This is a genomic window from Humitalea sp. 24SJ18S-53, from assembly GCF_050632385.1.
In the GTDB taxonomy this organism is placed as follows: Bacteria; Pseudomonadota; Alphaproteobacteria; order Acetobacterales; family Acetobacteraceae; genus Humitalea.
The window spans coordinates 1,786,703-1,813,020 of sequence record NZ_CP192599.1 but is presented as its reverse complement, the minus strand read 5'-3'; the positions used below and the strand labels follow the sequence as shown (position 1 = coordinate 1,813,020).

The following is a 26,318-nucleotide window of genomic DNA, read 5'->3' as shown; positions in this document are numbered from 1 at the left end:
CGCAGCAATGACATGGTCCGGGCCGGGACGAAAGTGCTATTTACACCGAAAGGACAGCAATTCTGTCATAATATGCCGTTTGCCTTTTCGTAAACTTGCCCAGCCTTCATCCACGCACTCGATTTAGGGCCGGTTCGGGATAATCACGCCGGAGACGTATCCCGCCGATCGCCGCCCCGCCGAAACCGCGACAGGTACCCCGGCACCACCGCTTCCATCGGCGTCGGCGCGATCCCCAGGGCCGCCAGCCCATCCGCCCCTTCCGCCACCACATTGTCCCGCTCCAGCAGTTTCAACTGGTCGGTCGTCAGCGGCGGCTTGGGCAGGCGGTCGCCGATTCGGGCCTGGAACCGCACCAGCCCCATCGGCAGGTCGATCATCCGCTTGCGCCGGCGCGTCGTCGTCAGCACGAAGCCCATCAGGTCGCGGAAACTCGCCACCCGCGGGCCGCCGAGTTCGAACACCCGCCCCGCCGCATCCGGCCGTGCGATCGCCGCCATCACCGCATCGGCGACATCGCCGACATAGACGGGCTGGAATTTCGTCTCGCCATGCACGACCGGCATGAAGGGCAGCATCCGCGCCAACCCGGCGAAGCGGTTGAAGAAGGAATCCTCCGGCCCGAACACCACCGACGGGCGCAGGATCACCGCCGCCGGGAAGCCCTGGCGCACCGCCGCCTCCCCTTCCGCCTTGGTGCGGGCATAGAGGCTGTCGCTGCCCGCATCGGCCCCGATCGCCGAGATATGCACCAGATGCGAAACCCCCGCCGCGCTGGCGGCGCGCGCGATACGCCCCGGTGCCTCGGCCTGCACGCGGGTGAAATCGCCGGCGCGGCGCTCGAACAGGATACCCAGAAGATTGATCACCACATCGCAGCCCGCGACCGCGCGCCCGACGGATGCGTCATCGCTGATATTGGCCAGGACCGGGACGATCTGCCCCACGCGGCCCTGCGTCATCTGCGGCTGCACCGCCTCCGCATCGCGGGTGACGATTCGCACGATGTAATCCTGCGCAGCCAGGCGCTTCACGACCTGGCGGCCGATGAAGCCAGACCCCCCAAACACCGCGGCGATACGACGCATGAACCTGATCCCCATACTGATGCGCGACACCTAGAACCGCGACCATCTTCCGCCAAGCAGCATAGCCCCGCTTGACGGCGTCCACGCCAGACCATACGAAGCGCTCCTACCCCGTGCCCAGGTGGCGGAATTGGTAGACGCACTGGCTTCAGGTGCCAGCGATCGCAAGGTTGTGAAGGTTCGAGTCCTTTCCTGGGCATTTTTCCCGCGGTTTGCCACCGCACCCGGACGGGTTGGCAAAACCCGCGCCAGCATCACACAAATCCCCTCAGACTGGTGCACCTAATTGGCGTGAGATCGCCGCGGCCGCCGCGACGACCACCGGCGCCATCGCCTTCATCTGGCGTGGCCGCAGCCGTTCGGTCGGCCCGGATATGCCCACGGCCGCCACGACCTCACCCCGCGAATCGCGCACCGGTGCCGCGATGCCGCACACCGTCTCGCGCCATTCGCCCAGGTTGGCCGCCCAGCCTTCCGCGCGAATCCGCGCGAGCTCCCGCTCCATCACCGCCGGGTCGGTGATCGTCTTGGGCGTGTGCGGCTCCAGCCGCGACAGCACCTGCGCCACCTGCGCCGCCGGCGCATGGGCCAGCAACGCCTTGCCCGTCGCCACGCAATGCGCCGGCGCACGCCCACCGACGCTGCTATAGGCACGGACGGGCTGCGAACTCTCGACCTTGTCGACATAGAGCACATCATGCCGGTCCAGGATGGACAGGTGCACCGTCTCCCCCGTCGCCTCCGCCAGTTGCGTCAGATGCGGATGCGCGACCTGGCGCACATCGATGCGGCCGACCACGGCCACCCCCAGCTCCCATAGCTTCAGGCTGGCCGCATAGGCGGCGCTGTCCCCGTCGCGGGCCACGAAGCCCGCGGCCGCCAGGGTCTGCAGCAGCCGGTAGGCGTTGCTCTTGGTCATCGCCAATTCGCGCGCCAGGTCGCTGACGCCGCGCGGCCGCGGGCTGCGCGCCAGGGCTTCCAGCAGGGCGAGCCCCTTGGCGAAACTCTTGTCCGGCCCGGGCCGCTGCGCCGTGGTTTCGGCCATCGCCTTGTCCTTTTTTTGCACGCACCGCGCGGCGTCCGGGGCTTGCCACGTCGCGGTTCCAGGTTCAGCGTGGCCTGGTTAGCATGTAAAACGACGTTCTACGATACAGAACAAAAGCCGCCGGTCATCGCACAGCGCGGCAAGGGAGGCAGGCATGGGGAAACTCCTGGCCTTGGCGACAGCCCTGCTGGTCGCCGCGGCGCCACATCCGGGCGTGGCGCAGGACGCCTATCCCTCACGCGCCATCCGCCTCGTCGTCAGTTATCCGCCCGGCGGCAGCAGCGACCTGATCGGCCGGGTCCTGGCCCAGGGGCTGCAGGACGAGCTGCGCCGAGAGGTCGTGGTCGAGAATCGCGGCGGCGGCGGTGGCGTGGTGGGGGTCGAGATGGTCGCCCGTGCCGCCCCGGACGGCTACCTGCTGCTGGTCACCAATGCCGCCACGTTCGGCACCGTGCCCCAGGTGCTGCCACGCCTGCCCTATGATCCGCGCAGCGACTTCACCCCGATCTCGATCGTGGCCCAGACCTTTTCACCGCTCGGCGTCGGCATCGAACTGCCGGTGCGTAATGTGCAGGAACTGGTGGCGCTGGCGCGGCGTGAACCAGGGCGGTTGAATTTCGGCACCGCCGGCACCGGATCGCTTGGGCATTTCCTGGGCGAGATGCTGCGCGTGCAGGCGGGCATCGACATCGTGCACGTGCCCTATCGCGGCAGCGGGCTTGCGATGAACGACATGATCGCCGGGCGGGTGCAGATCATGATCGACCCGACCGTCGCCGCCGAGGCCAGCAACGGCCGCGTCCGGCTGATCGGGGTTGCCAATGCGATGCGCATGCCGGGCTGGCCGGATGTGCCGACGATGCAGGAATCCGGCTTCCCGGAATTGATGAGTTCGGGTGCCGTGGGGCTCGTCGGCCCGGCCGGCATGCCGCGCGATATCGTCGACCGCCTCAATGCCGCCGCCGCCGCCATGGCCGCGGCCCCGGCCTCGGCCGACCGCCTGGGGCGGCTTGGGGTCATGCCGCGCCATTCCACCCCGGCCGAACTGGCGACAGCCATTTCCGCCGACCTCGACCGCTTCGCCCGGGTCAAGCGCGATGCGGGGCTGGTCTTCGAATGAAAGCAGATATGAACGATCGCATTCCCCTCGCCCGCCTGGTGACGCCTGAGTCCGTCGCAGTGATCGGTGCTTCCGACGACATGGGAAAATTCGGCGGTCGCGTCGTCGCCTATCTCAAGAAGTTCGGCTACCCGGGCCAGATCCTGCCGATCAACCCGCGGCGCGCGGTGGTGATGGAATTGCCGGCCTATGCCTCGGTCGGCGCCGCGCCCGGGCCGATCGATGTCGCCATCCTGGCCCTGCCGGCGGAAGGGCTGCTGGAGCAGATCGAGGCCTGCGCCGAAGCCGGCATCGGCGCCTGCATCGTCATCACCGGCAAGCTGGCGGATGCGGGGGCCGAGGGCGCCGCGCTGCAGGACCGCATCGTCGCGACAGCCCGTGCCGCCGGGATGCGCCTGCTCGGGCCGAACTGCCTTGGCATCGTCAACCCGGTCGGGCGCGCCGCGCTGAGTTCCACCCTGGCGCTGGAAGGGCCGGTCTTGCGCGCGGGCGGCATCGGCATCGTCAGCCAGTCCGGCGCGCTGATGGGCACCTTGCTGTCCCTGGCGCTGGACTATGGCGCGGGCTTCAGCCGCTGCATTTCCGTCGGCAACCAGGCTGATCTGGAACTCTGCGACTTTCTGGAATTCCTGATCGACGACGACGCGACGCGCGTCATCTGCCTCTACGCCGAGGGATTCCGCGACCCGCAACGCTTCCGCGACCTGCTGTTCCGCGCGCGTGAGGCAGGCAAGCCCGTGCTCTGCGTCAAGGCCGGGCGCAGCGAAGGCGGGGCGCGGGCGGCTGCGTCGCACACAGCGTCGCTGGCGGGGTCGTGGGAGAGTTTCGCCGCGGTCTGCCGCGCCGCGGGTGCGGTGCCGATGGACGACCCCGCAGCGATGATCTTTGCCGCGGATGCGCTGGTCCGCATGCCGCCGCTGCGGGCACCGGGGTTGGGGGTCGCGGTCATCGCTTCCTCCGGCGGCGCCACGGCGGTGACGGCCGACATGCTGCCGCGCTTCGGCGCGCGCCTCGGTGAACTGTCGGACGCCACCCGCGCCGCGATGGCGCCCTGGATGCCGGCCAAGGATGTGCACCTGCCGGTCGACACCGGCGCCTTTCATGGCGGCACATCCGGCGACGGCATCACCGCCTGCCTGCGGGCCTTCATGACCGATCCGGATATCGGCGCGGTGATCTATCCGATGGCGACGATGCCGCGCATGGCCGACCACGCGGCACGGCTGCCTGGCCTGTCGCGTGAAGGGGCGACACCAATCCTCTACGCCATGACCGCCGGCCGCGTCGGCGACGGCGCGCGCGGAAAAATGCTGGACGCGGATTACCCCTGGTTCGACCGCATGGCCGATGCGCTGCAGGCCTGGCGGGTCATGGAGGCCGTCGCCCAGGGCCGCGCCGAACAGGCCCCGCCGCCCGCGCGCCCGGACGGCGCCGGCCCCGCCCTGCCCGCCGGCCTGCCCATCTCCGGCCCACTGACCGAACAGGAGACCAAGCGCCTCGTCGCCGCCTATGGCATTCCCGTCACGCGGGAAGCCGCCGCGACCACCGCCGATGACGCCGTGCGGGCGGCGACCGCCATCGGCTTTCCCGTGGTCATGAAGGGCGCCAGCCGCGCCATCCTCCACAAGAGCGACCTCGGCCTGGTCCGCCTGAACCTGACCGATGCGGAGGCCGTGCGCGATGCCTTCACCGACATCATGGCGCGCATCGAAGCGGCGGCCCCCGGCACCGCCGAAGGCGTGCTGGTGCAGGAAATGGCGCGCGGCGAGGCCGAACTCATCCTCGGCGTCACGCATGACCCCGACTTTGGGCCGATGATCATGGTCGGCCTGGGTGGCACGCTGGTCGAGGTGCTGAAGGACGTGCAACTCGCCCCCGCTCCCGTCTCCCCCGCCCAGGCCGAGGCCATGCTGCGACGGCTGGTGCTGTGGCCGGTCCTGGCCGGGGTGCGCGGGCGGCCGCCCGTCGATGTCGCGGCGGCGAGCGATGCGCTGGCGCGGCTGTCCTGGCTGGCGCAGGATTTGGGATCGCGGCTGGTCGAACTCGACATCAATCCGCTGATCGTGCGGGCCGCCGGGCAAGGGGCCATCGCCGTCGATGGCCGGGCCACGCTGGCCGAGCCCGCATGACCTGCCTACGGAGGCACTGAGCCATGGCGCCACCCACTCTGCCCCGCCGCACGGCCCTGGCGGCCATCGCCGGAACCGTCCTGTCGAGCCACCACGCCCTGGCCCAGGCCTGGCCGACGCGGCCGATCTCCCTGATCGTGCCTTTCCCGCCCGGCGGCACGTCGGACAATGTCGCGCGGCTGATGGCCAAGCGCCTGGGCGACCAGACCGGACAGCCCTGGGTCATCGACAACCGCCCTGGCGCGGGCGCCACCCTCGGTGCCGACCTGGTCGCGCGTGCCGCCCCCGATGGCTACACCTTGCTCAGCACCACCACCGGCATCCTGGCCATCAGCCCGCATCTGATGCGGGTGAACTACGACCCGTTCCGGTCCTTCACGCCGATCGCGATGTGGGGGGAATCGAGCGGCGTGATGGCCGGCGCCCCCTCGCTGCCGGCGCGCAACGTGGCGGAGTTCATTGCCCTTGCCCGCGCCAGCCCCGGCACGCTGTTCTTCGGTTCCGCCGGCAATGGCACGCTGACGCATCTGTATGGCGAGATGTTCAAGCAGGCGACCGGCATCGATATCGTGCACGTGCCCTATCGCGGCTCGGCCCAGGCGCTGACCGACCTGTTGGCCGGCCGGGTCCACGTGATCTTCGACACCGTGGCGGTGCCGGCCGTGGCCCAGGGGCGGGCGATCGGCTTGGCCACGCTCGGCAGCACCCGCAATGCCGCGATCCCCGATGTGCCGATGATGGCCGAAGCCGGCGTGCCCGGCATGGGCGGGCTGTCCTGGTTCGCGCTGCTCGGCCCGGCCGGCATGCCGGATGCCCTGGTCAACCGGCTTGCCGATGAATCCGCCGCGGCGCTGCAGACGCCAGAGGTGTTGCAGGCCCTGGACCGTGCCGCCGTAACGCCCCGGCTGATGGTGGGCGAAGCCTTTCGCGAACAGATCCGAAAAGACCATGCGATGTTCGGCGATGTGCTGAGCCGCGCCGAAGTGAAGGTAGACTGACTTGGACAATATCAGCATCCGCGACGACGGCCCCGTCCGCATCATCGCTTTCGACCGCCCGGAAAAGGGCCACGCCATCACGCGCGGCATGGCCGAGGGCATGCAGCGGGCGATGCAGGATTTCGATGCCTCCGACCAGCGCGTCGCGGTGATCACCGCGACCGGCACCCGCGCCTTCAGCTTTGGCGCCGATGTCGGCGAACCGCCGGACATGTGGCGCGCCGTGCCGACCGTGGGCTTCACCACCACCAAGCCCGTCATCGCGGCGGTCGAGGGCTGGTGCGTCGGCGGGGCCATGGTCACCGCCATCATGTGCGACCTGATCGTCTGCGGCGCCGGCGCCAAGTTCTATTACCCCGAGGCGAAACTCGGCATCACCGGCGGCATGATCGCGGGCCTGGCCGCACGCATCCCGCACAAGGTGGCGATGGAGATCATGCTGCTCTGCCGCACCATCGAGGCACCGCGCGCCGCCGCCGTGGGCCTGGTGAATGAGGTCGTGCCGGAAGGTGAAGCCACCGCACGCGCGATCGAACTGGGCAAGGAGTTGGCCGGCTTCGCGCCGATGGTGTTGGGCGCGCTGAAGAGCATGGTCAACGACGCCATCCTGCCACGCGGCCCGGCCGAACAGGCCGCGATGCACCTGGCCCGCGTCGCGGTGATGCGCGGCTCCGAAGACTTTGCCGAGGGCAAGGCCGCCTTCCGCGAAAAGCGCCCCCCGCACTTCGAGAACCGCTGACCATGACAACCCTGACCGCCATGCATTGGGGCGTCTATGAGGTCGAGATGCAGGGCGGCGAGGCTGTCGCCCTGCATCCCTTCCGCCACGACCCCGACCCCTCGCCCATCGGGCTGCATGCGCTGGCGCCGGAACTCGACGCGGTTCGGGTGCGGCGACCGGCGGTGCGGCAGGGTTGGCTGGAAGGACGAGCGCGAAACGGCCGCGGCCGGGAGGATTTCGTCGAGGTCTCGTGGGACACCGCCCTCGACCTCGTGGCCGGCGAACTGGCCCGGGTGAAGGCCGCACACGGCAATGGCGCGATTTTTGGCGGGTCCTACGGCTGGTCCAGCGCTGGGCGTTTCCATCACGCGCAGAGCCAGATCCATCGTTTCCTCAACAGCATCGGTGGCTACGTCCGCCACGCCGACAGCTACAGCCTGGGCGCCGCGCGGGTGCTGATGCCGCATATCGTCGGGCCGATGGATGATCTGATGGCGCGCCACACGGCCTGGGACGTGATGGCGGAGCATACCCAGTTGTTCGTCACTTTTGGTGGCGTGCCGGCGAAGAACGCGCAGGTCTCGGCCGGTGGCGCGAGCGAACACCGGATCCCCGGCGGGCTGCGCCGCATGGCGGCCGCCGGCTGCCGCTTCGTGAACATCAGCCCGACGCGGGATGACCTCGACACCGGAGCCGATGTGGAATGGATCGCAATCCGCCCGAACACCGATACCGCGCTGCTGCTGGCACTGTGCTTCGTGTTGCAGGACGAGGGGCTGCATGACGCGGGTTTCCTCGCGAGCCATTGCATCGGTTTCGACCGAATCCTGCCCTATCTGACCGGCGCGCAGGACGGGCAACCCAAGAACCCCGCCTGGGCCGAGGCCATCACCGGCATCCCCGCAGCCCGGATCACCGCCCTGGCGCGCGACATGGCCGCCAGCCGCACCATGCTGAACATCGCCTGGGCGCTGCAACGCGCGCACCACGGCGAACAACCTTTTTGGGGGCTGGTGACGCTCGGGGCGATGCTGGGCCAGGTGGGCTTGCCGGGGGGCGGCTTCGGCCTCGGCTACGGCGCCACCAACCTGATGGGCAGCCCGCAATCGCGCTTCAGCGGGCCATCGCTGCCACAGGGGCGTAACCCCGTGCGCGGCTTCATCCCGGTCGCGCGCATCGCCGACATGCTGCTGAACCCCGGCGCGCCCTTCACCTATAATGGCGCGACCCATGCCTATCCCGACATCCGCCTGGTCTATTGGGCGGGCGGCAATCCCTTCCACCACCACCAGGATCTGAACCGCCTGACCGAGGCCTGGGCGCGGCCCGAAACCATCGTGGCCCACGAACAATTCTGGACCCCGGCCGCGCGCATGGCGGACATCGTGCTGCCGGCGACGACGACCTTGGAACGCGAGGACATCGGCTACGCCAATCGCGAAAGCCACATGATCCTGATGGCCCGGGTGAAGCGCCCGGCCGGCGAGGCACGCGATGATTTCGCGATCTTCGCCGATCTCGCCCGACGCCTGGGCGCCGAGGACGCCTACACCGAAGGCCGCAGCGCCGCCGAGTGGCTGCGCCACATCTACGAGGAAGGCCGCGCCCGCGCCGCCAAGGCCGGGGTGCCGCTGCCCGACTGGGACCGTTTCCGCCAGGATGGCGTGGCCGAAATCCCGCCCCCCGCGGCGGCGCCGGTCTTCCTGTCGGAATTCCGCGCCGATCCCGCGGCCAATCCGCTCGATACGCCAACCGGCAAGATCGAAATCTTCAGCGACACCATCGCCGGCTTCGGCATCGCCGACTGCCCCGGCCATGCGGTGTGGCGGGAGCCGGCGGAATGGCTCGGCGCGGCGGTCGCGTCGCGGCATCCGCTGCATCTGATCTCCGACCAGCCGGCGACGCGGCTGCACAGCCAACTCGACCCAAGCCCGCATAGCGCGGCCGACAAGATCGCCGGGCGCGCGCCGCTTTGCATGCACCCCGACGACGCCATGGCGCGCGGGCTGCATGACGGCCAGGTGGTTCGCGCCTTCAACGATCGCGGCGCCTGCCTGGTCGGCTTGCGCGTCACCGATGCGGTGATGCCCGGCGTCGTGCGCCTATCGACCGGCGCCTGGTTCGACCCGGACCCGACCGGCGGGCCGGAGCGCCATGGCAATCCGAATGTGCTGACACTCGACATCCCGGCATCAGGCCTGTCGCAGGGCTGCATCGCGCAGACCTGCCTGGTGCAGGTCGCGGCCGCGACCGGTCCGATCCCCGACGTCCAGGCCCATCGCCTACCGAAGCTGATCTGAGGAGGTTTTCATGAACATCGCCAGCCCGAACACCATCCCTGCCGGCATCAGCGCGGAGGAATGGGATATCCGCTGCGACCTCGCGGCGCTCTATCGCCTGGTCGCGCATCACAAGATGACCGACCTGATCTACACTCATATCAGCGCACGCCTGCCGGGGCCGGATCATCATTTCCTGATCAACCACTACGGCGTGATGTTCCATGAGATGCGCGCCTCCGACCTCGTGAAGATCGACCTGGACGGCAATGTCGTGGAGCAGGAGGGTTTGAGTGGCCGCGTCGTGAACCGCGCGGGCTTCACCATCCATTCCGCCGTCCACATGGCGCGCGACGACCTGAAATACGTGATCCACACGCATACCGCTGCGGGCATCGCGGTCTCGGCGCAGGAACACGGCTTGCTGCCGATCAGCCAGCACGCGCTGAAGTTCTATGGCCACCTCGCCTACCATGGCTACGAGGGTGTCGCGCTCGACCTGGACGAGCGGGAGCGGCTGGTCGCCGACCTCGGCCCGCACAAGGCGATGATCCTGCGCAATCACGGCCTGCTGGTCGCGGGCACGACGGTGCAGGAAGCCTGGCACCTGATCTACTTCCTGGAACGCGCCTGCCAGGCCCAGGTCGCGGCCCTGGCCGGCGGTGCGAAGCTGGTGCTGCCGCCGGAGGAAGTGCGGCTGAAGACCTCACGCCAGACAGGCCCGACCGATCCCACCAAGCCGCATATCCAACTGGCCTGGGATGCCTCGCTGCGCATGATCGAGAATGACGCCCCGAACTACCGTGGCTGACGCCATGACCACGCCCCCCGGCCAGGATCGGCTGCGCCACTTCATCCGCGACATGACGCGGCTGGTCTCCGAACCCGGCGCCACGGAAGACTCGCTGCTCGCCGCCGGCCGCCCGCTGCTGGCCGCATTGATCGCCACCGACGACTGGCTGGCGCCGGACTTCGCCCAGCCGCATCCAGCGCATTACGTGCAATACCTGCTGCATTGCGACCCGCTGGAGCGGTTTTCCGTCGTCAGCTTCGTTTGGGGTCCGGGCCAGAGGACGCCGATCCACGACCACACCGTATGGGGCCTGATCGGCGTGCTGCGCGGCGCCGAGGAAGCCGAGCTTTTTGCCCCCGGCACGCCCCCCGTCCCGACCGGGCATGAACGGCTGGAGGCAGGCATGGTCGATGCCGTCTCACCAACCTTGGGTGATATCCACCGTGTCGCCAATGCGCTGCCCGACACGGTATCGGTCAGCATCCATGTCTACGGCGCCAATATCGGCGCCGTGCCGCGCCATACCTTCGATCCGGTCACCGGCGCGCCAAAAACCTTCATCTCCGGCTACGCCAACGACCGCTTGCCGAACCCCTGGCGCCTATCGGCGTGACGCGGCGAAGGCGACCAGCGCCTTCGCCAACTCGCCAAGATGCGCCTTGACCTGCGCATGGCCGGGGCCGCGCGTGCGCGCGGTCTCGTCCATGTAGAGGCCGCGATTCAACTCGATCTGCAGGCTATGGATGCCATTCTTCGGGTCGCCGTGCTTGCGAACGGCCTCGGCGCCGATGAAGTGGCGGTTGTTCGTCACATTGTAGCCGAAGCCGCGTAGCACCGACCCCACCAGATCGACGACCTCCGCCCCGCAGGTCGTGCCATTGCGGTCGCCTAGGTCGAAGTCCGACCTGCGCTGACCGGCATCGGCCGTGCCCGCGCCGGCGATCGCCGGCATGCTGTGGCAGCTCATATGCAGCGCGATGCCCTGGCTTTCGCGGAACGAGGCCAGCAGCCGGGCAAGTTCATTGTGGTAGGGCCAGTAGTAGTCATCCAGCCGGCTGCGCACATCTTCCACCGCGAGCTTGCCGGCATAAAGCCGCGTGGTCCCGGCGCAGACCATCGGGATCAGGCCAATACCAGCACGCGTCTTTTCCGACGGGCGCAGCGCCTCGGGCCAGTCGCCCTCGATCGCATCGGGGTCAATGTCCAACTCATGCCGGTTGGCATCGATGAACACGTTCGGGAAGCACGCATAGAGCCAAGTGGCCCCAGCCACAGGCACATCGCCATACACCTCCTCGACATACATCGAGATGGAGCGGTGGACATCGGCGAAGGGTGCCGTGGTGCGAAAGCTCCGCGGGTATTCCGCGCCGCTGCGCGGAATGTCGAAGACCACGGGCGCCGCATTGGCGACAGGGTCCCGGCGCATGAAAACGCCAGGCCGGACGTGCATCAGCATATTCAGTTTCCTTGAAGTGTCAGCTCGTGCTGCAAAAACGGCGCGATCCGCTTTTCCACCAGATCCACGCCCAGCCCCGGCCGATCCGGGATCGCCAGCCGCCCGTTGCGCACCTGCGGTTCCAGCGGCGCATCGACCAGGTTGAAATGATCCGGGATGCGGAAGGGATAGAGTTCCTGGATGAGGAAATTCGGAATGCAGGCATCCAGCTGCAACGCCGCCGCCGTCGCCACCGGCCCGGCGCAGAGGTGCGGCTGCACACGCATGTTGTACATCTCGGCGATGGCCGCGATCTTCTTGGTTTCCATGATGCCGCCGACCGTGCCGATATCGGGCTGCACGATGGCGCAGGCCCGCAATTCGAACAGGCGGCGAAACCCATAGCGCGTGTAGAGCCGTTCGCCCGCCGCGATCGGCACCTGCAACCCATCGGCGACCATCTTCATGGCATCCGGATCGAAGGGGTCGACCGGTTCCTCCAGGAACATCAGGTCGAATTCCTGCAACCGACGGCCCAGCCGCAGGATCGCGTCGGTGGTGAGTTCCGCACTCATATCCACCATGATGTCGACTTTCGGCCCCACCGCATCGCGCACGGCCCGCACGCGCGCCACGGCCAAATCCTCGAAATCACGGTCGAATTCGCGGCGCGACACATGGGCGAAGACGCCGTTCGGATGGTCGCGGATCGGCGTGGCAAGCGGGTAGAACTTGATCGCGTCGTAGCCCGCCTTCAGCGGGATCTCCGCCGCCTTCGCGGTCTCATCCGGCGTCACCGCGCGGAAGGACCAGCCATTGGCGTAGCAGCGCACATCCTTCCGATAGGACCCGCCCAACAGTTGATAGACGGGCACGCCAAGCGCACGGCCCTTGATGTCCCACAGCGCCGTCTCGATGGCACTGATTGCGGCGAAGATGACCGGGCCGCCGCCCTTGGCCCAGAAGGTGTGGTCGTAGAGATCGCTCCAGATCGGTTCGATCGCCGAGGCGTCGCGCCCCAGCACGATCTTGCGCAGCATCTCCTCCAGGATCGCCACCGCGCCGGTGGCGCCGATGCCATAGGCCAGGGCCGCCTCGCCCACACCCTGGATGCCCTCATCGGTCCAGAGCCGCAGGATCAGCGGCCTCCGGCCATCGACCTCGGCCAGATAGATTTGTGCGCGGGTGATCTTCATGCGGTCGTCGTCCCAAAGCGATCCACCCGAAACGGGTCGAGCGGAATATCGGTGCGGCCATCCACCACCAACTCGGCCATGATGGCGCCGATCGCCGGCCCCAGTTGGAAGCCATGGCCGGAAAACCCAAAGGCGTGGAACAGGCCCGGCGTGGTGCGGCTCGGCCCGATGACGGGAATGCGGTCGGGCATCTGGCCGTCGATCCCGCTCCAGGACCGGATCACCTGTGCCCCGGCCAGCGCCGGCACCAGTTCCACCGCGCGCTCCAATGCCAGCATCGTCACCTCCGGCAGCGGGCGCGACCAGGGCACCGCGGCATCCGCTTCGCCATGGCCGCCGCCGATGATGATGTTGCCGCGCGGAATCTGGCGCAGATAGACATTGCCGCCGACGACGCCAAGGTTCGGTTCGACGAAGTAGCGCAGCGGCTCGGTGACGACCATGTTCGGGCTCAGCGGCACGATCGGCACCGCCTCGCCAAACACCTCCGCCACGCGCCCGCCCCAGAATCCCGCCATGTTCAGCAGCACGGGGGCGGAAAATTCCTCGCCGGATTTGGTGCGCAGCAAAAACCGCGCGCCGTCATGGGCGTGTTCCACGACCTCCGCATGTTCGCGAATGTCGGCGCCCGCGGCGCGCGCCGCATTGGCCAGCGCCGGCGCCAGCAGCCGCGGATTGGCCGACCCATCCTCCGGCGCGAAGGACCCCGCGACCACCTTGGGCCCGAGCCAGGGATAATCCTGATGGATCGCATTGCGCCCGACCATGCGCAGCGGCAGGTCATACTGCCTGGCGACGTCGAGGTAGGCGATCAACTCCGCCTCCTCCGCATCGCTGCGCGCGAGCTTCAGGTGGCCGGTCACAGAGAATTCCGCGTCGGTCCCGAGCAGTTGCGGCAACCTTCCCCAGATCTCCCGCGACCGCCGCGCGATCGGCAGTTCCGCGGGGTTGCGCCCCTGCTGCCGCACCCCGCCGTAATTCACGCCCGAGGCCTGGCCCCCCACCAGCCCCCGTTCCAGCAGCACCACCCGCACGCCACGCTGCGCCAGGTGCAGCGCCGCCGAACACCCCGCCCCGCCGCCACCCTGCACCAGCACATCGCATTCGGTGATCATGCGGCATCCCCCAGGGATGGGATCGGGATGGGCTTGACCGGCGGCTGTCCGCGCAGCCGCCCGATCTGCGCGATGTCGCAGCCGAGTTCGGCGGCCAGCACCTCCGCCGCCGCCGCACCGCAGACCCGGCCCTGGCAGCGGCCCATGCCCACGCGGGAAAACGCCTTGGCGCGGTTGACCTCCGGCGCGGGGCCGGTCGCCGCCTCGGCCCGCGCGGCGGCGCGCAATTCCCCGGCGCGCAGCCCCTCGCAGCGGCACAGGATGGTGTCGTCGGCGATGCCGGCGGCCAGGGCAGCGGGAAAGGGAAACGCCCGCTCCAGCGCCGCGCGAAAGCGCGCCTGCCGGGCCAGCAACCCGTCCAGCCGCGCGGCCTCGGCCGCATCGGCGGGCAGGCCGGCATCGGCCAGCAGCGCCAGGGCCGCGCGCCTGCCGGCGATCTCCGCGACCTCGGCCCCACCGATCCCGGCACCATCGCCGGCCAGGTAGATGCCCGGCACGCCCGTCCGCCCCGCCCCGTCGCGCTGCGGCACCCAGTTGCGCTGCAATGCGTCGTAGTGGAACGGCACGGCGGCGAGATCGGCCAATTGCGCCTCCGGCTTCAGCCCCCAGCCCATGCCGACCGCGTCGCAGTCGGTGGTGTGCTCGCGCCTCGCCGCATCGCGCCAGACGACGCCGCTGGCGCCATCCTTGATCGCGATGGGTGTTGCGCCCTCGGCGATCGGCACGCCATGCAGCCGCAGCCAGGCGGTGTAATACAGCCCCTTGGCAAAGGTCGCCCCGCCGCGCAGCAACCCCGGCGCCGCGCGCATCTTGGTCGCGAAGGGCGTGGTATCCAGCACCGCCGCCACCGTCGCCCCGGCGCGCGCGTATTGATAGGCGATCAGCCACAACAACGGTCCGGTGCCCATCAGCACGACGCGCTGCCCGATGCCGCAGCCCTGGGTCTTCAGCGCGATCTGCGCCGCCCCCAGGGTCGTCACCCCCGGCTGCGTCCAGCCCGGCACCGGGATCACCCGATCCATCGCCCCCGTGCAGAGGATGGCCGCATCATAGCCAACCGTATCCTGCCGCCCGCGATGCAACACCCGCAGGTCCCGCGCACCCGGGCGGATGTGCCAGACCAGCGTTTCCGGCCGCCAGTCGGTTTGCGACTTCAGCGCATCCAGCGCGCCGTGCAGCGCCGTCGCCCGCTTCGCCTCGAACCCATAGAGCACGCGCGGATCGCGCCCCAGCCCCGGCGGCGGGCGCTGGTAGATGCGCCCCCCGCCATCGGGCGCCTCGTCAATCCAGACCGGGCGGATGCCCGCCGCGACCAGCGCCTCGACCGCGCGCACACCGGCCGGGCCCGCGCCGACAACCGCGACCTTCATCCGCGTCGCACCCGCATGCCCGCTTCCGCCAGGGTCGTGCAGGCGCGGATGCGCCCCATGCCCTCGACCTCGACCCAGCAATCCTGGCAGGCACCCATCAGGCAGAAACCAGCGCGCGGCCCGTCGCCGAATTCGCTGTCGCGCAGATACCCGGCCCCGCCGGCCAGCAGCGCGGTCAGCAAGGTATCGCCCTGCTGCGCCGCGATCGGCATTCCCTCCAGGGTCAGCGCGATGCCAGGGCGCGCCTGGTCGCGCAGGCGGGCGAGTTTCACAGCGTGTCCTCGTGCCGCCAGTTCACCAGCAGTTCCGCGACGCTGGCGGTATTGGGCAGGTGCAGCACGACTTCGATCAACGCGGCCAGATCCTCGGGCCGCGACATCTTTTCGCGCGGGACATGCTGCACATGGGCGGTCATGTCGGTATCGACGAAGCCGGGGCAGACGGTGGTGGCGCGGATGCCATGGTCCCAGCCAAGGCGGCGCACTTCCTGGGTCAGCGCCATCACGGCGAACTTGCTCATGGCGTAGGCAAGGTTCTCATTGCGCACGCGCTTGCCCGACAGGGATGCGATGTTCACCACCCGCCCCTGCCCCGACGCGACCAGATGCGGCCAGGCCGCGCGGATGACGCGCATCGGCGCCTTGCTATTGACCGCCCACATGGCGTCAAAGGCGCTCTCATCCTCGCCAAGCAGCGTGCCGCGCGGGTTGATGCCGGCGCCATTCACCAGCGCATCGATCCGCCCATGCGCCGCCACGGTCGCCGCGACCCACGCCTTGCCCGCACCCGGCAGCGCCGCGTCATAAGCAACCGGAAACAGCGATGGATGCGCCGGCAGGCGCTGCGCATCCCGCACCCCGGCACTGACAATACAGCCCGCCGCCAGCAGACGTTCCACCACGGCGCGACCGATGCCGCGCGTCCCGCCCGACACCATCACCACGCGACCCTTCGGGTCCAGCATCAGGACGTCTCCTCTACACGAGTTCCGCGGCGCGCCGGCAGGCGATCATGCGCCCCGCCATGCCGGGCAGTGGTTCCAGCGGCGGCACGGCCTCCGCACAGGCCGGCTGCGCCATCGGGCAACGCGTGCGGAACACGCAGCCGGATGGCGGCGAGGCGATGCTCGGCACCTCCCCCGCGATCGGTTCCACCACCGGGCCGCGATGGCGCAACGACGGCGTCGCCGCCAGCAGCGCGCGCGAATAGGGATGCATCGGCGCGCGGAAAAACGCCTCAGCCGGGCCTTCCTCCATCACCCGCCCCAGGTACATCACCACCACCCGGTCGCAGAGATGCCGCACCACATGCAGATCATGGCTGATGAACAGCAGCGCCAGCCCCAACTGCGCCCGCAGGTCGGCCAGCAAATTCACCACCTGCGCCTGGATCGAGACATCGAGCGCCGACACCGGCTCATCCGCCACGATGAAATCCGGCCGCGTCGCCAGCGCCCGCGCCACCGCGATACGTTGCCGCTGCCCACCCGAGAATTCATGCGGCAGGCGCTGCGCATGCTCGGGGTCCAGCCCCACCTGGCGCAGCAGCGCCGCGACCTGTTCCTCCGCCTCCGCACCTTGCGCGAGGCCATGGATCAGGATGCCATCGGCGATCTGCGCCCCCACCGTGCGGCGCGGATCCAGGCTGCCGTAGGGGTCCTGGAACACCATCTGCATCCGCCGCCGCAGCGCGCGAAGTTTGTCCCCGGGCTGCTCCGCCAGGTCCTCGCCTTCGAACAACACGCGGCCCGACGTCGGTGGCAACAAATGCAGCAACACCCGGCCCAGCGTGCTCTTGCCGCAACCGCTTTCGCCGACCACGCCCACCGCCTCGCCGCGCGCGATGGTGATATCGACACCACGCAGCGCCACCACGGGCGCGCCACCGCCGAACAAGCCGCCACGACGCGGAAAGGCGCGCGTCAGGGCCTCGCCCTGCACGAGAGGGGGCGCAGTCATGCCAATTCCCTCCAGCGGATACAGCGGGTCGCGCGACCGGGCACGACTTCCTCCAAGGCCGGCGGCGCGGCGCGGCAGGCGTCGATGGCGAAGGAACAGCGCGGCGCGAACCGGCACCCCGCCGGCATCGCCCAGGCCTGCGGCACGGCGCCCGGAATGGCGGTCAGCCGCTCGGCCTCGCCTTCCGGCATGCTGCCGATCAGGGCGGCGGTATAGGGATGGCGCGGCGCGGCAAAAACGTCATCGACGGGGCCTTCCTCGACGACTTCGCCGGCGTACATCACGACAATGCGGTCGGCGATTTCCGAGACCACCGCAAGATTATGCGTGACGAAGACCATGCCCATCGCACCTTCGGACCGGCGCAACGCGGTCAGCAGCGACAGGATCTGCGCCTGGACCGTGACATCCAGCGCGGTGGTCGGCTCATCCGCCAGCAACAGGCGCGGGTGGTTGGCGACGGCGGCGGCGATCATCACGCGCTGCCGCTGGCCGCCGGAAATCTCGTGCGGATAGGCCTGCGCCTGGCGCTCCGGATCAGGCAGCCCAACGCGGCGCAGCAGCGCCACGATGCGCTCGTCCACACCCTCGGTGATGCCATGCGCGCGCAGGCTTTCCCCCACCTGCTGGCCGATGCGCAGCATGGGGTTCAGGCTGCTGGACGGGTCCTGGAACACCATGGCCAGGTCGCGCCCGCGCAAGCCGCGCATGTCTTGCTCGGTCAGGCGCAGCAGGTCGCGCACCTGCCCATCCTGCCCGGTGAACAGGATGCGCCCCGCCACCGGCCGCACCGCGGCGGGCAACAACCCCATGACGGTCAGCGCCGACAACGTCTTGCCCGATCCGCTTTCGCCCACGATCGCCAGGGTCTGCCCGGGCGCCACGCTGAAGCCGACATCGCGCACCACCTGCACGGGGCCGTGCGGGCCCTTGACCTCAAGCGTCAGCCCCTCGACCGTCAGCAGCCCCGGCGTGCTGGACGGCACGACATCGCGCGACGGCGGAAAACCCACGAGCCGGCGCAGGAACCCCGGCCGCCCCTGCGCCGCGCCGCGCGGGTCCAGCACGTCGCGCAACCGGTCGCACAGCAGGTTCAGCACGACCACGGTGCCGGTCAGCGCAAGGCACGGCCAGAACAGCAGCATCGGCGCCTGTTCCATCGTCGCCCGCGCGCCGCGGATCATCAGCCCCCAGGATGGCGACGGCGGCACCACGCCAAGCCCCAGGAAGGACAGCCCGCTTTCCAGCACCATCCCGGCCGCGACGGTCAGCGAGAACTGCACGATCAGCGGCGCCGCGATATTCGGCAGCAAGGTGCGCAGCAGGATGCGCCGCGTGCGCGCCCCCAGCGCGACCTGGGCGGTGACAAAATCCAGCGCCCGCGCCGACAAGGTCTCGCCATAGGCGACCCGCGCGAAACCAGGCGCGAACAGGATCGCCAGGGTAAAGACCAAGGTCGTCGCACCCGGCCCCAGCAAGGTCACCACCAGCAGCGCCAGCAGCAGCGGCGGGAAGCACAGCACGACCTCCGCGACGCGCACCGTCATCAATTCGACCAAGCCGCGGAAATACCCGCCCAGGATGCCCAGCAGCGTGCCCCCGATCGCGGCCAAGGCCGCCGCCGCGAAGGCGACCGACAGCGACACGCGCGCGCCCCACAACAGGCGGGTCAGCACGTCGCGGCCATATTCGTCCTGGCCCAGCCAATGGGCCATCGACGGCGGCGACAGGCGGTTCGCGATGTCCTGCCGCACCGGGTCGGGCAGCGGCAGCCACGGCGCCGCCAGGGCAAGGACCAGGATCACCGCGGCCACGGCGCCGGGCCAGGCCAGCGACTTCAGGGAAAAACGCCGCGTCATCCGTGCCGCACCCGCGGGTCGATCACCGCATAGAGCAGGTCCACGCAGAAATTCAGCAACACGAACAGCACCGAGACCACCAGCACGATGCCCATCACCTCCGGATAGTCACGCGCCTCGACCGATCGGACGAGGTAGCCGGACAGCCCTGGCCAGTTGAAGACATATTCCACCAGCACCGTGCCGCCGAGCAGCGAGCCAAGATGCAACCCGACCACAGTCACCACCGGCGTCATCGCATTGCGCACCACGTGGCGACGGATGATGACGGCGGGCGACACGCCGCGGGCCTGGGCCGCGCGCACATGCTCGCGTTCCAATACCTCCAGCACCGAACTGCGCATCACCCGAAACACCACGGCGCCCAGGCCGACCGCGATGGTGCAGGCCGGCATCAGCAACAACGAGATATGCCGTCCCGGATCCCGCGCAAAAGGCACGTAGCCGCCCGCCGAAACCCATTTCAGTTCCTGCGCCAGCACCAGCAAGGCCACGGTGCCGACGACGAAGACGGGGATCGACAGCGCCAGCCCGGCGATGGTGGACAGCGCCCGATCCAGCGGGCTACCCGCCCTGAGCGCCGCCATCACGCCAAAGGGGATGCCGAACACGAGCGAGATCACCCCGGCCGCGCCCACCAGTTCCAGCGTGCGCGGCAGCCGCAGCGCGATCTCCTCGGCGATCGGGTGTTCATCCTGCAGCGAGACGCCGAAATCGCCCCGCAGCAGACCCGACATATAGGTGATGTACTGGCTGAACAGCGGCTCGTTCAAACCCAGCCGCTCACGCAACTCCTGCACCGACGCCGGATCGGGCGCGATCCCGCCCTGGGACAGCAGCAACTCCGCCGGGTCGCCTGGGATCAGATGGATCATCAGGAAGACCAGCGATGCCACCAGCCATACCAGGCCAAGCGACACCAGCACCCGTCGGGCGGCGAAGGTCAGCATGCGGTCAGGCGACGTCCGTGGTTTCGAAGGTCAGGCCCGAATAGAAGGTCAGCGCCCCCGGCATGTTGCGGAAGCCGGTCACCTGGCGCCGCATCGCATAGCCCTGGCTGCGCCAGGTCAGCCCGACCATCGGCGCCTGGTCGATGGCGATGCCTTCCATCTCCCGATAGATGGCGCGTCGCTTGGTCTCGTCGAATTCGGCGCGACCGGCGTCGAGCAATTCGGTGATGCGATCGATCTTCAGCCCGTAGCTGCGGACATAGGATGGCGACAGCGAGCCATCGACGAAGTTCGCGATGCCATCGGGATCGTTGCTATCCGCCGCGGTGCCCATCACCGCGATGTCGTATTGGCCGCGATTGCCGATGGCGACGCGGGTCGCCCAGTCGGGCAGGTTCAATTCGGCACGGATGCCGACCGCGGCCAGATGCTGCTGCACCACCTCGGCGGTGTCCTTGTGCATGCCGTATTGCGCGGTGGACAGCAGCGAACAGGACACACCATTCGGATGCCCCGCCTCCGCCAGCAGGCGCTTGGACAGGTCGGGGTCGTAGCGCCAGCCGTCCTTGAACTCGGCGTTGTAGAAGGGGCTGGATTCCGGCACCGGCAATTGCATCAGCGGCGAGCCACGGCCGAAGAAGGCGGCGCGGACCAATTCGTCACGCTTGATCGCATGCGCCACGGCACGGCGCACGCGGTGGTCGTTGAACGGCGCGCGGCTGCCGTTGAACACCAGGAACATGAAGGCGCCGTCCACCGTGTCTAGCTTCAGCGCCGGATCGGCGACGATCGCATCCATCGACTGCCAGGGCACGTATTCGATCAGATCGACATCGCCCGACCGCAGCGCGGTCACGCGCAGGTTCTCATCGGCATAGGCCACGGCGCGGATGCTGCGCAGTTTCGGCAGCCCCGTGCGGAAGAAGCCACGGAAGGGCTCCAACTCGATGGCGACGCCGCGTTCCTGCGCCTTGATCATGAACGGCCCGGCGCCGACGAAGGTCCCGCGCGGGGAATTCCGCGAAATGATCGGCAGATGATAGGACGCCATCCAGACCGGCAAGGTCGCGACCGGCCGCTTCATCATGATCCGCACCGTGCGGTCATCCGGCGTCTCGACCCGCTCGACGCCCTGCATCTCGGCACGGAAATAGGCGGTGGAGCGTTCGGCGGCGATCTGCTCGATGGTCCATTTCACATCGGCCGAGGTCACCTTCTCGCCATTCTGGAAGCGCGCGTCGCGCAGCTTGAACTCCCAGCCCTGCGTGCCGATCGCCTGCCAGGATTCAGCCAACTCGCCGCGCAGCGCGCCATCGGGCCCATAGGAGGTCAGCCCGCGATAGATCATCAGCTTGATCGTCGCGGCAGCCGTGCCAGTGTTCTGCCAAGGCTGGATCGAGGGCGGGAAGCTCGACAGGCCGAAGGTCAGGACCCCCGGCGTCGCGGCCCTTGCGCGCGGCATGCCCAGGAAGGGCAGCATCGCGGAAGCGGCGGACCCGGCCAGGACGGCGCGGCGTGAGGCTGACATACGCATGTGATGGCTCCTTCTCATTCCCAGGCGTGACGGCGGGCTATGCGGGTTGGTGGTAGACCTCACGCGCCGTCGCGGCACCGATGACACCCTCGGCCAGGTCGCGCGCCACGGCCTCAGCCTGGCGCTGCTCGGGTGGACCGTAGCCCCCGGCGCCCGGGCTGACGATGGCAAACCACTGTCCCGCCTTCAGTTCCGCATTGTCACGGTCGAAGACCACGCCCGGCCCGCATTCCACGGCGCCATGACCACCCGGCCCGCCACCCAGCAGGCCCCAGGACCGCGAGGACAGGCGCGAGACATCGACCCGCACCCGGCAATCCTCATCGGCGCGATACACGCGGCGCAGACCCATGCCGCCACGGAACGTTCCGACACCGCCGGATTCCTCGACCATCTCGTAGCGCACCAGGGTGATCGGATACTCCGTCTCCAGCGCCTCGACCGGCAGGTTGGAGGTATTGGTGACATGCACATGCACGCCATCCAGCCCGTCCTTGCTCGACCGGGCACCGCCGCCGCCGCCCATGGTTTCGAGGTAGACCCAGATCGCCCCATCCTCGCGCCGCTGACCGATGAAGGTCGCCACGGTGCAAACGGAGTTGGAACAAGCCGTCACCCGCACCGGCACGGCCTGGGCCAGCGCGCCCAGGATCAGGTCGGCGACCCGCTGGCAGGTCTGCACCCGGCCGTTCACCGCGGCCGGATGCTTGCAGTTCAGCACCGTGCCCTCGGGTGCGGTGATGGTCAGCGGCCGCGCCAGGCCGGCATTCGGCAGGATCGTCGGGTCCACCACCGATTTCACGACGTAATAGGCGGTGGCGAGCAACGCCGTGTAGGTCATGTTCAACCCGGCGCGCAGTTGCTCCGGACTGTCGAAATGCAGCGACATCTTGTCGCCCGCCACGGTGATCGACACCTTCAGCGGCAATTGGCGTGTCACCTCGGTGCTTTCGAAGACGTCTTCAAAAACCCAGGTGCCGTCCGGCATCGCGGCGATGCCCGCGCGCATCTTGCGCTCGGCATAATCCAGCAGCGCCGCGCCGGCGGCGAGCACGGTCGCGGTGCCATACTTGCCGCACAGCGCCTGGAAACGCTGCACGCCCACGCGGTTCGCCGCCATCTGCGCGCGCAGGTCCGACAGGCGTTCGCGCGGCACCTGGCAGTTCAGCAGGATCAGGTCCAGCACGTCCTTCTGCAACGTGCCGGCCCGATACAGCCGCACCGGCGGAATCCGCAGCCCCTCCTGGTAGATGTGCTGGTGACCCCGGTCCGCGAAATCCGAATGATGCGCCAGGTTCACCGTCCAGGCGACGATGCGTCCATCGACAAAGATCGGTTCCGCCAGCACGATATCCGGCAAATGCGTGCCACCACCGGCATAGGCGTCATTGCCGACAAACACGTCGCCCGGCTGCATGTCGTCCATGCTGTGCAGCTTCAGGATATGCGGCACGATGCCGATGAAGCTGCCGAGGTGGATCGGGATATGTTCCGCCTGGCACAACGTATTGCCCGCGATGTCGAACAGCGCGGTGGAACAGTCGCGCCGCTCCTTGATGTTGGTGGAATAGGAGGCGCGGATCAGCGCCTCCCCCGTCTCCTCGACGATCGAGGACAAGGCGGCGCCGATCACTTCGACAGTGATCGGGTCCAGCACCGGCGCGTCGGTCATGCCGCCACCTCAAGGATCAGGTTCAGGTAGGAATCCACCCGGGCATGCATGCCCGGCAGGACGACGGTGGTGGTGTCCATCTGCTCGACGATGGCCGGCCCGGTGAAGCGATTGCCCGGCAGCAGCACGTCGCGGCTGTAGATCGGCGTGCGGACGAAAGCCCCGGCCTCGGGGAACCAGACCTCGCGTTCGCCGATGATCGCGCCGGCGCAATCCGGCCCGGCATCGGGGTAGGATTTCAACTCGGCCTTGCGCACCCGGCCCGTGGCTTCCAGCCGCAGGGTCACCAGTTGCACCGGCTCATCCTCGGCGACGAAGCCGTAGCGCTGCTTGTGGGAGTCGGCGAAACCGGCCGCCAGCGCCACGATGGTCTCGGCCGTCACCGGCCCATCCGGCAGCGGCACCGCCAATTCGTAGTTCTGGCCAGCGTAGCGCATATCCGCCGTGCGGGTCAGGTTGCTGTCGCCGGGGACGATCTCCTCGTCCACGAACCATGCCTCGGCCCGCGCCACCAGCCCGTCGAAGGCGGCCGCGACCTCACCCACCGAAGCCGCCGTCGCCGGCAACAGTTTTGTGGCGGCGAAGTCCGCGCGCAGGTCGGTCAGCAGCAACCCCATGGCGCAGAGAATGCCCGGGTTGCGCGGCACCAGCACGCGCTTCATGTCGAGTTCCATCGCCAGCCGCGCCGCATGCAGCGGCCCCGCGCCACCAAAGGCCATCAGCGTATAATCGCGCGGGTCATAGCCGCGCTGGACCGAGATCACCCGGATCGCCCGCGCCATATTGGCGGTCACGACCGATATGATGCCCTGCGCGGTTTCCATCACGCCCAGGCCAAGCCTGTCGGCCAGATTCGCGATGGATTGCTTCGCCAGGTCGTGATCGACCTTCATGCGGCCACCCAGCAGATATTCCGGGTTCAGCGTATGCAGCACGACATTGGCATCGGTCGTCGCGGGTTCGGTGCTGCCCAAATCGTAGCAGACCGGCCCCGGATGCGCGCCGCAGCTTCGCGGGCCAACCTTCAGCAAGCCACCCCCATCGACATAGGCGATGGAGCCGCCGCCCGCGCCAACGGTGTGGATATCCAGCATCGGCGCCTTGATCGGATAGCCATGCACGGTGGCCTCCGACGTCAGCTTGCAGGCCCCGCCATTCAGCAGCGCCACGTCGGTCGAGGTGCCGCCCATATCAAACGTGATCAGGTCGGGAAAACCCGCCAGCGCGCCGATCACCTGCGCGCCGACAACGCCGGTCGACGGCCCGGACAGCACCGCGCGCACCGGCATGTTCGCCGCGGCCTCGAACCCGATGACCCCGCCGTTGGACTGCGTCAGATGCGGCGTCGCCGTCATGCCGAGCGCGATCAACCGCGGCGTCAGCCGCTCGATGTAATTGCGCATCACCGGGCCGAGGTAGGCGTTCAGCACCACGGTCGACAGGCGTTCGAATTCGCGGAACTCGGGCGCGATCTCGTGGCCGGCGCTGATGAAGGCGTCGGGCATCTCCTCACGCAGGATCGCGACCGCGCGCTTTTCATGTTCCGGCCGGATGAAGCCGTAGAGGAAGGACACGGCGACCGCCTTCACCCCTGCGTCCTTCAACGCGCGCGCGGCCTCCCGCATGCGGTCCTCGTCCAGCGCCAGGTCGATGCGCCCGTCGTGGCGCACACGTTCCGGCACCTGGTGGCGCAGGTCGCGCGGCACCAGGGTCGGCGGCTTGTCCGCCTGCATGTCGTAAAGATCCGGCCGCTTCTGGCGACCGATCTCCAGCAGGTCGCGGAACCCGTCGGTGGTGATCAGCCCGGTGCGCACGCCGCGATGCTGGATCAGCGCATTGGTCGCGACCGTGGTGCCATGGCCGAAATAGGACACCGGCGCGCCCGGCTGCGCCGCCTCGGGCGCCACGCGGCGCATGCCTTCCTCGATGCCCTGGGCGATCCCGCGGGACGGATCGTCCGGCGTGGAGGAGACCTTCCACACCTCGACCCGGCCATCGTCTTCGTCGAACAGGCAGACGTCCGTGAAGGTTCCGCCCGAATCAACACCGACACGCCACCGGGCCATCCGAAAAATCCTCTTCGCGTTGCATAACCTCGATGCGGACTATCCGCTTGCATTCTTCGCCGCCGCAAGCACCTATTTCCATCAGCGGTAGTTTTTGTGAATTTTTTTCGACTGATGGAATAAACCTGTTCAGTGGAGGCCTTTAATTCGCCATGACGGAAATACTGCAGGATTCCACGATCAGCGGCGTCGCCCGCGTCTTCACCCTGCTCCGCCTGCTCGGCAACACCGAACCCGCCGGCATCCGCCTGACCGACATCGCCGCCCAGGCCGGCCTGCCGCGCCCCACCGCGCACCGGTTGTTGCGCGCCTTGGCGGCCGAAGGCGCCGTCGCCTTCGATCCGCGCAGCAAGCGCTACACCCTCGGCCTCGGCCTGTTCCTGCTGGCGGCCAGGGCGGGCGGGGTCGCGGGCTTGCGCGACCTGGCCCGCCCCACCTTGCTGCGCCTGACCGCCTCCCTCGGCGAGACGCTCTTCCTGCTGGTGCACAACAGTTACGACGCGGTCTGCATCGAACGCAGCGCCGGGCCGCTGCCGATCCGCTCCTTCACCGGCGATATCGGCGGCCGCGTGCCGCTCGGCATCGGCCAGGGCTCGACCGCGATCCTGGCCTTCCTGCCGCCGCTCGAACAGGATGAAATCATCCGCCACAACCTGCCGCGCATGCATGATTTTGGCGGCCCGGACGAGGCCTCCCTGCGGGCGGAACTCGCCCAGATCCGGCGCGAAGGCTTTTGCGGCGGGGCGAGCGGCCTGATCCCCGGCATGGCCGGCCTGGGGGCCCCCATCCTGGACGGCGACGGGCGGGCCGTGGCGGCGCTGAGCATCGGCACCACGACCGACCGGCTGACGCCCGAACGGCGAGAGATCATCGCCGAGATGCTGAAACGCGAAGCCCTGGCGATCGGCCGCGCGCTCAATCCCTTCGATCCGTCGCTGCGCCGCGCCGGCGCCGCCATGGCGCCGAACGGCGGGCGCTGACGCCGCC

The 26,318-nt window shown here is 68.8% G+C and carries 22 protein-coding genes and 1 tRNA gene; 9 read left to right on the top strand and 14 right to left on the bottom strand.

The window, feature by feature from the left end; all coding sequences use genetic code 11:
- Nucleotides 1-143: 143 nt before the first annotated feature.
- Nucleotides 144-1,088: a complex I NDUFA9 subunit family protein gene (locus tag ACQW02_RS08760; protein WP_431284886.1), complete on the bottom strand. Its 945-nt coding sequence runs from the start codon at nt 1,086-1,088 to the stop codon at nt 144-146.
- Nucleotides 1,089-1,203: 115 nt separating this feature from the next.
- Between ACQW02_RS08760 and ACQW02_RS08755 the strand changes: the two genes are divergently transcribed.
- A tRNA-Leu gene (locus tag ACQW02_RS08755) sits at nt 1,204-1,287 on the top strand.
- 69 nt (nt 1,288-1,356) lie between these two features.
- Here ACQW02_RS08755 and ACQW02_RS08750 read toward each other — a convergent pair.
- Nucleotides 1,357-2,133, bottom strand: a complete 777-nt coding sequence (locus tag ACQW02_RS08750) for an IclR family transcriptional regulator (protein ID WP_431284885.1) — start codon at nt 2,131-2,133, stop codon at nt 1,357-1,359.
- Nucleotides 2,134-2,287: 154 nt separating this feature from the next.
- Between ACQW02_RS08750 and ACQW02_RS08745 the strand changes: the two genes are divergently transcribed.
- The 7 genes from ACQW02_RS08745 to ACQW02_RS08715 are packed head-to-tail and all read left to right on the top strand — an operon-like array spanning nt 2,288 to nt 10,786.
- The gene (locus tag ACQW02_RS08745; RefSeq protein WP_431284884.1) at nt 2,288-3,253 is read left to right on the top strand and encodes a Bug family tripartite tricarboxylate transporter substrate binding protein; all 966 of its coding nucleotides are present in this window, start codon (nt 2,288-2,290) and stop codon (nt 3,251-3,253) included.
- 8 nt (nt 3,254-3,261) lie between these two features.
- Nucleotides 3,262-5,382 carry an acetate--CoA ligase family protein gene (locus ACQW02_RS08740; protein WP_431284883.1) on the top strand — a complete coding sequence of 707 codons (2,121 nt, stop codon included), beginning with the start codon at nt 3,262-3,264 and terminating at the stop codon, nt 5,380-5,382.
- Between the two features lie 23 nt (nt 5,383-5,405).
- Complete coding sequence (locus tag ACQW02_RS08735; protein ID WP_431284882.1) at nt 5,406-6,380, top strand: Bug family tripartite tricarboxylate transporter substrate binding protein; 975 nt, start codon at nt 5,406-5,408, stop codon at nt 6,378-6,380.
- A 1-nt stretch (nt 6,381) separates the two neighbouring features.
- Nucleotides 6,382-7,119, top strand: a complete 738-nt coding sequence (locus tag ACQW02_RS08730; RefSeq protein WP_431284881.1) for an enoyl-CoA hydratase/isomerase family protein — start codon at nt 6,382-6,384, stop codon at nt 7,117-7,119.
- A gap of 2 nt (nt 7,120-7,121) precedes the next feature.
- Entirely contained in the window at nt 7,122-9,401 is a 2,280-nt protein-coding gene (locus ACQW02_RS08725) for a molybdopterin guanine dinucleotide-containing S/N-oxide reductase (protein WP_431284880.1), read from the top strand.
- 10 nt (nt 9,402-9,411) lie between these two features.
- Nucleotides 9,412-10,191: a class II aldolase/adducin family protein gene (locus tag ACQW02_RS08720; RefSeq protein WP_431284879.1), complete on the top strand. Its 780-nt coding sequence runs from the start codon at nt 9,412-9,414 to the stop codon at nt 10,189-10,191.
- A 4-nt stretch (nt 10,192-10,195) separates the two neighbouring features.
- Nucleotides 10,196-10,786: a cysteine dioxygenase gene (locus ACQW02_RS08715; protein WP_431284878.1), complete on the top strand. Its 591-nt coding sequence runs from the start codon at nt 10,196-10,198 to the stop codon at nt 10,784-10,786.
- Here the strand turns inward: ACQW02_RS08715 and ACQW02_RS08710 are convergent.
- The 12 genes from ACQW02_RS08710 to ACQW02_RS08655 are packed head-to-tail and all read right to left on the bottom strand — an operon-like array spanning nt 10,775 to nt 25,331.
- Nucleotides 10,775-11,632, bottom strand: coding sequence for an N-formylglutamate amidohydrolase (locus tag ACQW02_RS08710; protein ID WP_431284877.1), 858 nt, complete (start codon nt 11,630-11,632; stop codon nt 10,775-10,777). The genes ACQW02_RS08715 and ACQW02_RS08710 overlap by 12 nt on opposite strands.
- A gap of 2 nt (nt 11,633-11,634) precedes the next feature.
- Entirely contained in the window at nt 11,635-12,807 is a 1,173-nt protein-coding gene (locus tag ACQW02_RS08705; protein WP_431284876.1) for a mandelate racemase/muconate lactonizing enzyme family protein, read from the bottom strand.
- On the bottom strand, nt 12,804-13,922 hold the full coding sequence (locus ACQW02_RS08700; protein WP_431284875.1) for an NAD(P)/FAD-dependent oxidoreductase: 1,119 nt from the start codon (nt 13,920-13,922) through the stop codon (nt 12,804-12,806). The genes ACQW02_RS08705 and ACQW02_RS08700 overlap by 4 nt, the downstream gene beginning before the upstream one ends.
- Nucleotides 13,919-15,292, bottom strand: coding sequence for an FAD-dependent oxidoreductase (locus tag ACQW02_RS08695; RefSeq protein ID WP_431284874.1), 1,374 nt, complete (start codon nt 15,290-15,292; stop codon nt 13,919-13,921). Before ACQW02_RS08695 ends, ACQW02_RS08700 begins: the two co-directional genes overlap by 4 nt.
- Nucleotides 15,289-15,564: a (2Fe-2S)-binding protein gene (locus ACQW02_RS08690; protein ID WP_431284873.1), complete on the bottom strand. Its 276-nt coding sequence runs from the start codon at nt 15,562-15,564 to the stop codon at nt 15,289-15,291. The genes ACQW02_RS08695 and ACQW02_RS08690 overlap by 4 nt, the downstream gene beginning before the upstream one ends.
- Nucleotides 15,561-16,256: an SDR family NAD(P)-dependent oxidoreductase gene (locus ACQW02_RS08685; RefSeq protein WP_431284872.1), complete on the bottom strand. Its 696-nt coding sequence runs from the start codon at nt 16,254-16,256 to the stop codon at nt 15,561-15,563. The genes ACQW02_RS08690 and ACQW02_RS08685 overlap by 4 nt, the downstream gene beginning before the upstream one ends.
- 13 nt (nt 16,257-16,269) lie before the next feature.
- The gene (locus ACQW02_RS08680; RefSeq protein ID WP_431284871.1) at nt 16,270-17,250 is read right to left on the bottom strand and encodes an ABC transporter ATP-binding protein; all 981 of its coding nucleotides are present in this window, start codon (nt 17,248-17,250) and stop codon (nt 16,270-16,272) included.
- Nucleotides 17,247-19,109, bottom strand: a complete 1,863-nt coding sequence (locus ACQW02_RS08675; RefSeq protein WP_431284870.1) for a dipeptide/oligopeptide/nickel ABC transporter permease/ATP-binding protein — start codon at nt 19,107-19,109, stop codon at nt 17,247-17,249. The genes ACQW02_RS08680 and ACQW02_RS08675 overlap by 4 nt, the downstream gene beginning before the upstream one ends.
- Nucleotides 19,106-20,059, bottom strand: coding sequence for an ABC transporter permease (locus tag ACQW02_RS08670; protein WP_431284869.1), 954 nt, complete (start codon nt 20,057-20,059; stop codon nt 19,106-19,108). Before ACQW02_RS08670 ends, ACQW02_RS08675 begins: the two co-directional genes overlap by 4 nt.
- 4 nt (nt 20,060-20,063) lie before the next feature.
- Nucleotides 20,064-21,593, bottom strand: a complete 1,530-nt coding sequence (locus ACQW02_RS08665) for an ABC transporter substrate-binding protein (protein ID WP_431284868.1) — start codon at nt 21,591-21,593, stop codon at nt 20,064-20,066.
- Nucleotides 21,594-21,630: 37 nt separating this feature from the next.
- Nucleotides 21,631-23,265: a hydantoinase B/oxoprolinase family protein gene (locus ACQW02_RS08660; protein WP_431284867.1), complete on the bottom strand. Its 1,635-nt coding sequence runs from the start codon at nt 23,263-23,265 to the stop codon at nt 21,631-21,633.
- Nucleotides 23,262-25,331 carry a hydantoinase/oxoprolinase family protein gene (locus ACQW02_RS08655; protein ID WP_431284866.1) on the bottom strand — a complete coding sequence of 690 codons (2,070 nt, stop codon included), beginning with the start codon at nt 25,329-25,331 and terminating at the stop codon, nt 23,262-23,264. Before ACQW02_RS08655 ends, ACQW02_RS08660 begins: the two co-directional genes overlap by 4 nt.
- A 152-nt stretch (nt 25,332-25,483) precedes the next feature.
- Here ACQW02_RS08655 and ACQW02_RS08650 point away from each other — a divergent pair, with 152 nt between their 5' ends.
- Nucleotides 25,484-26,311 carry an IclR family transcriptional regulator gene (locus ACQW02_RS08650; RefSeq protein ID WP_431284865.1) on the top strand — a complete coding sequence of 276 codons (828 nt, stop codon included), beginning with the start codon at nt 25,484-25,486 and terminating at the stop codon, nt 26,309-26,311.
- Nucleotides 26,312-26,318 lie beyond the last annotated feature (7 nt).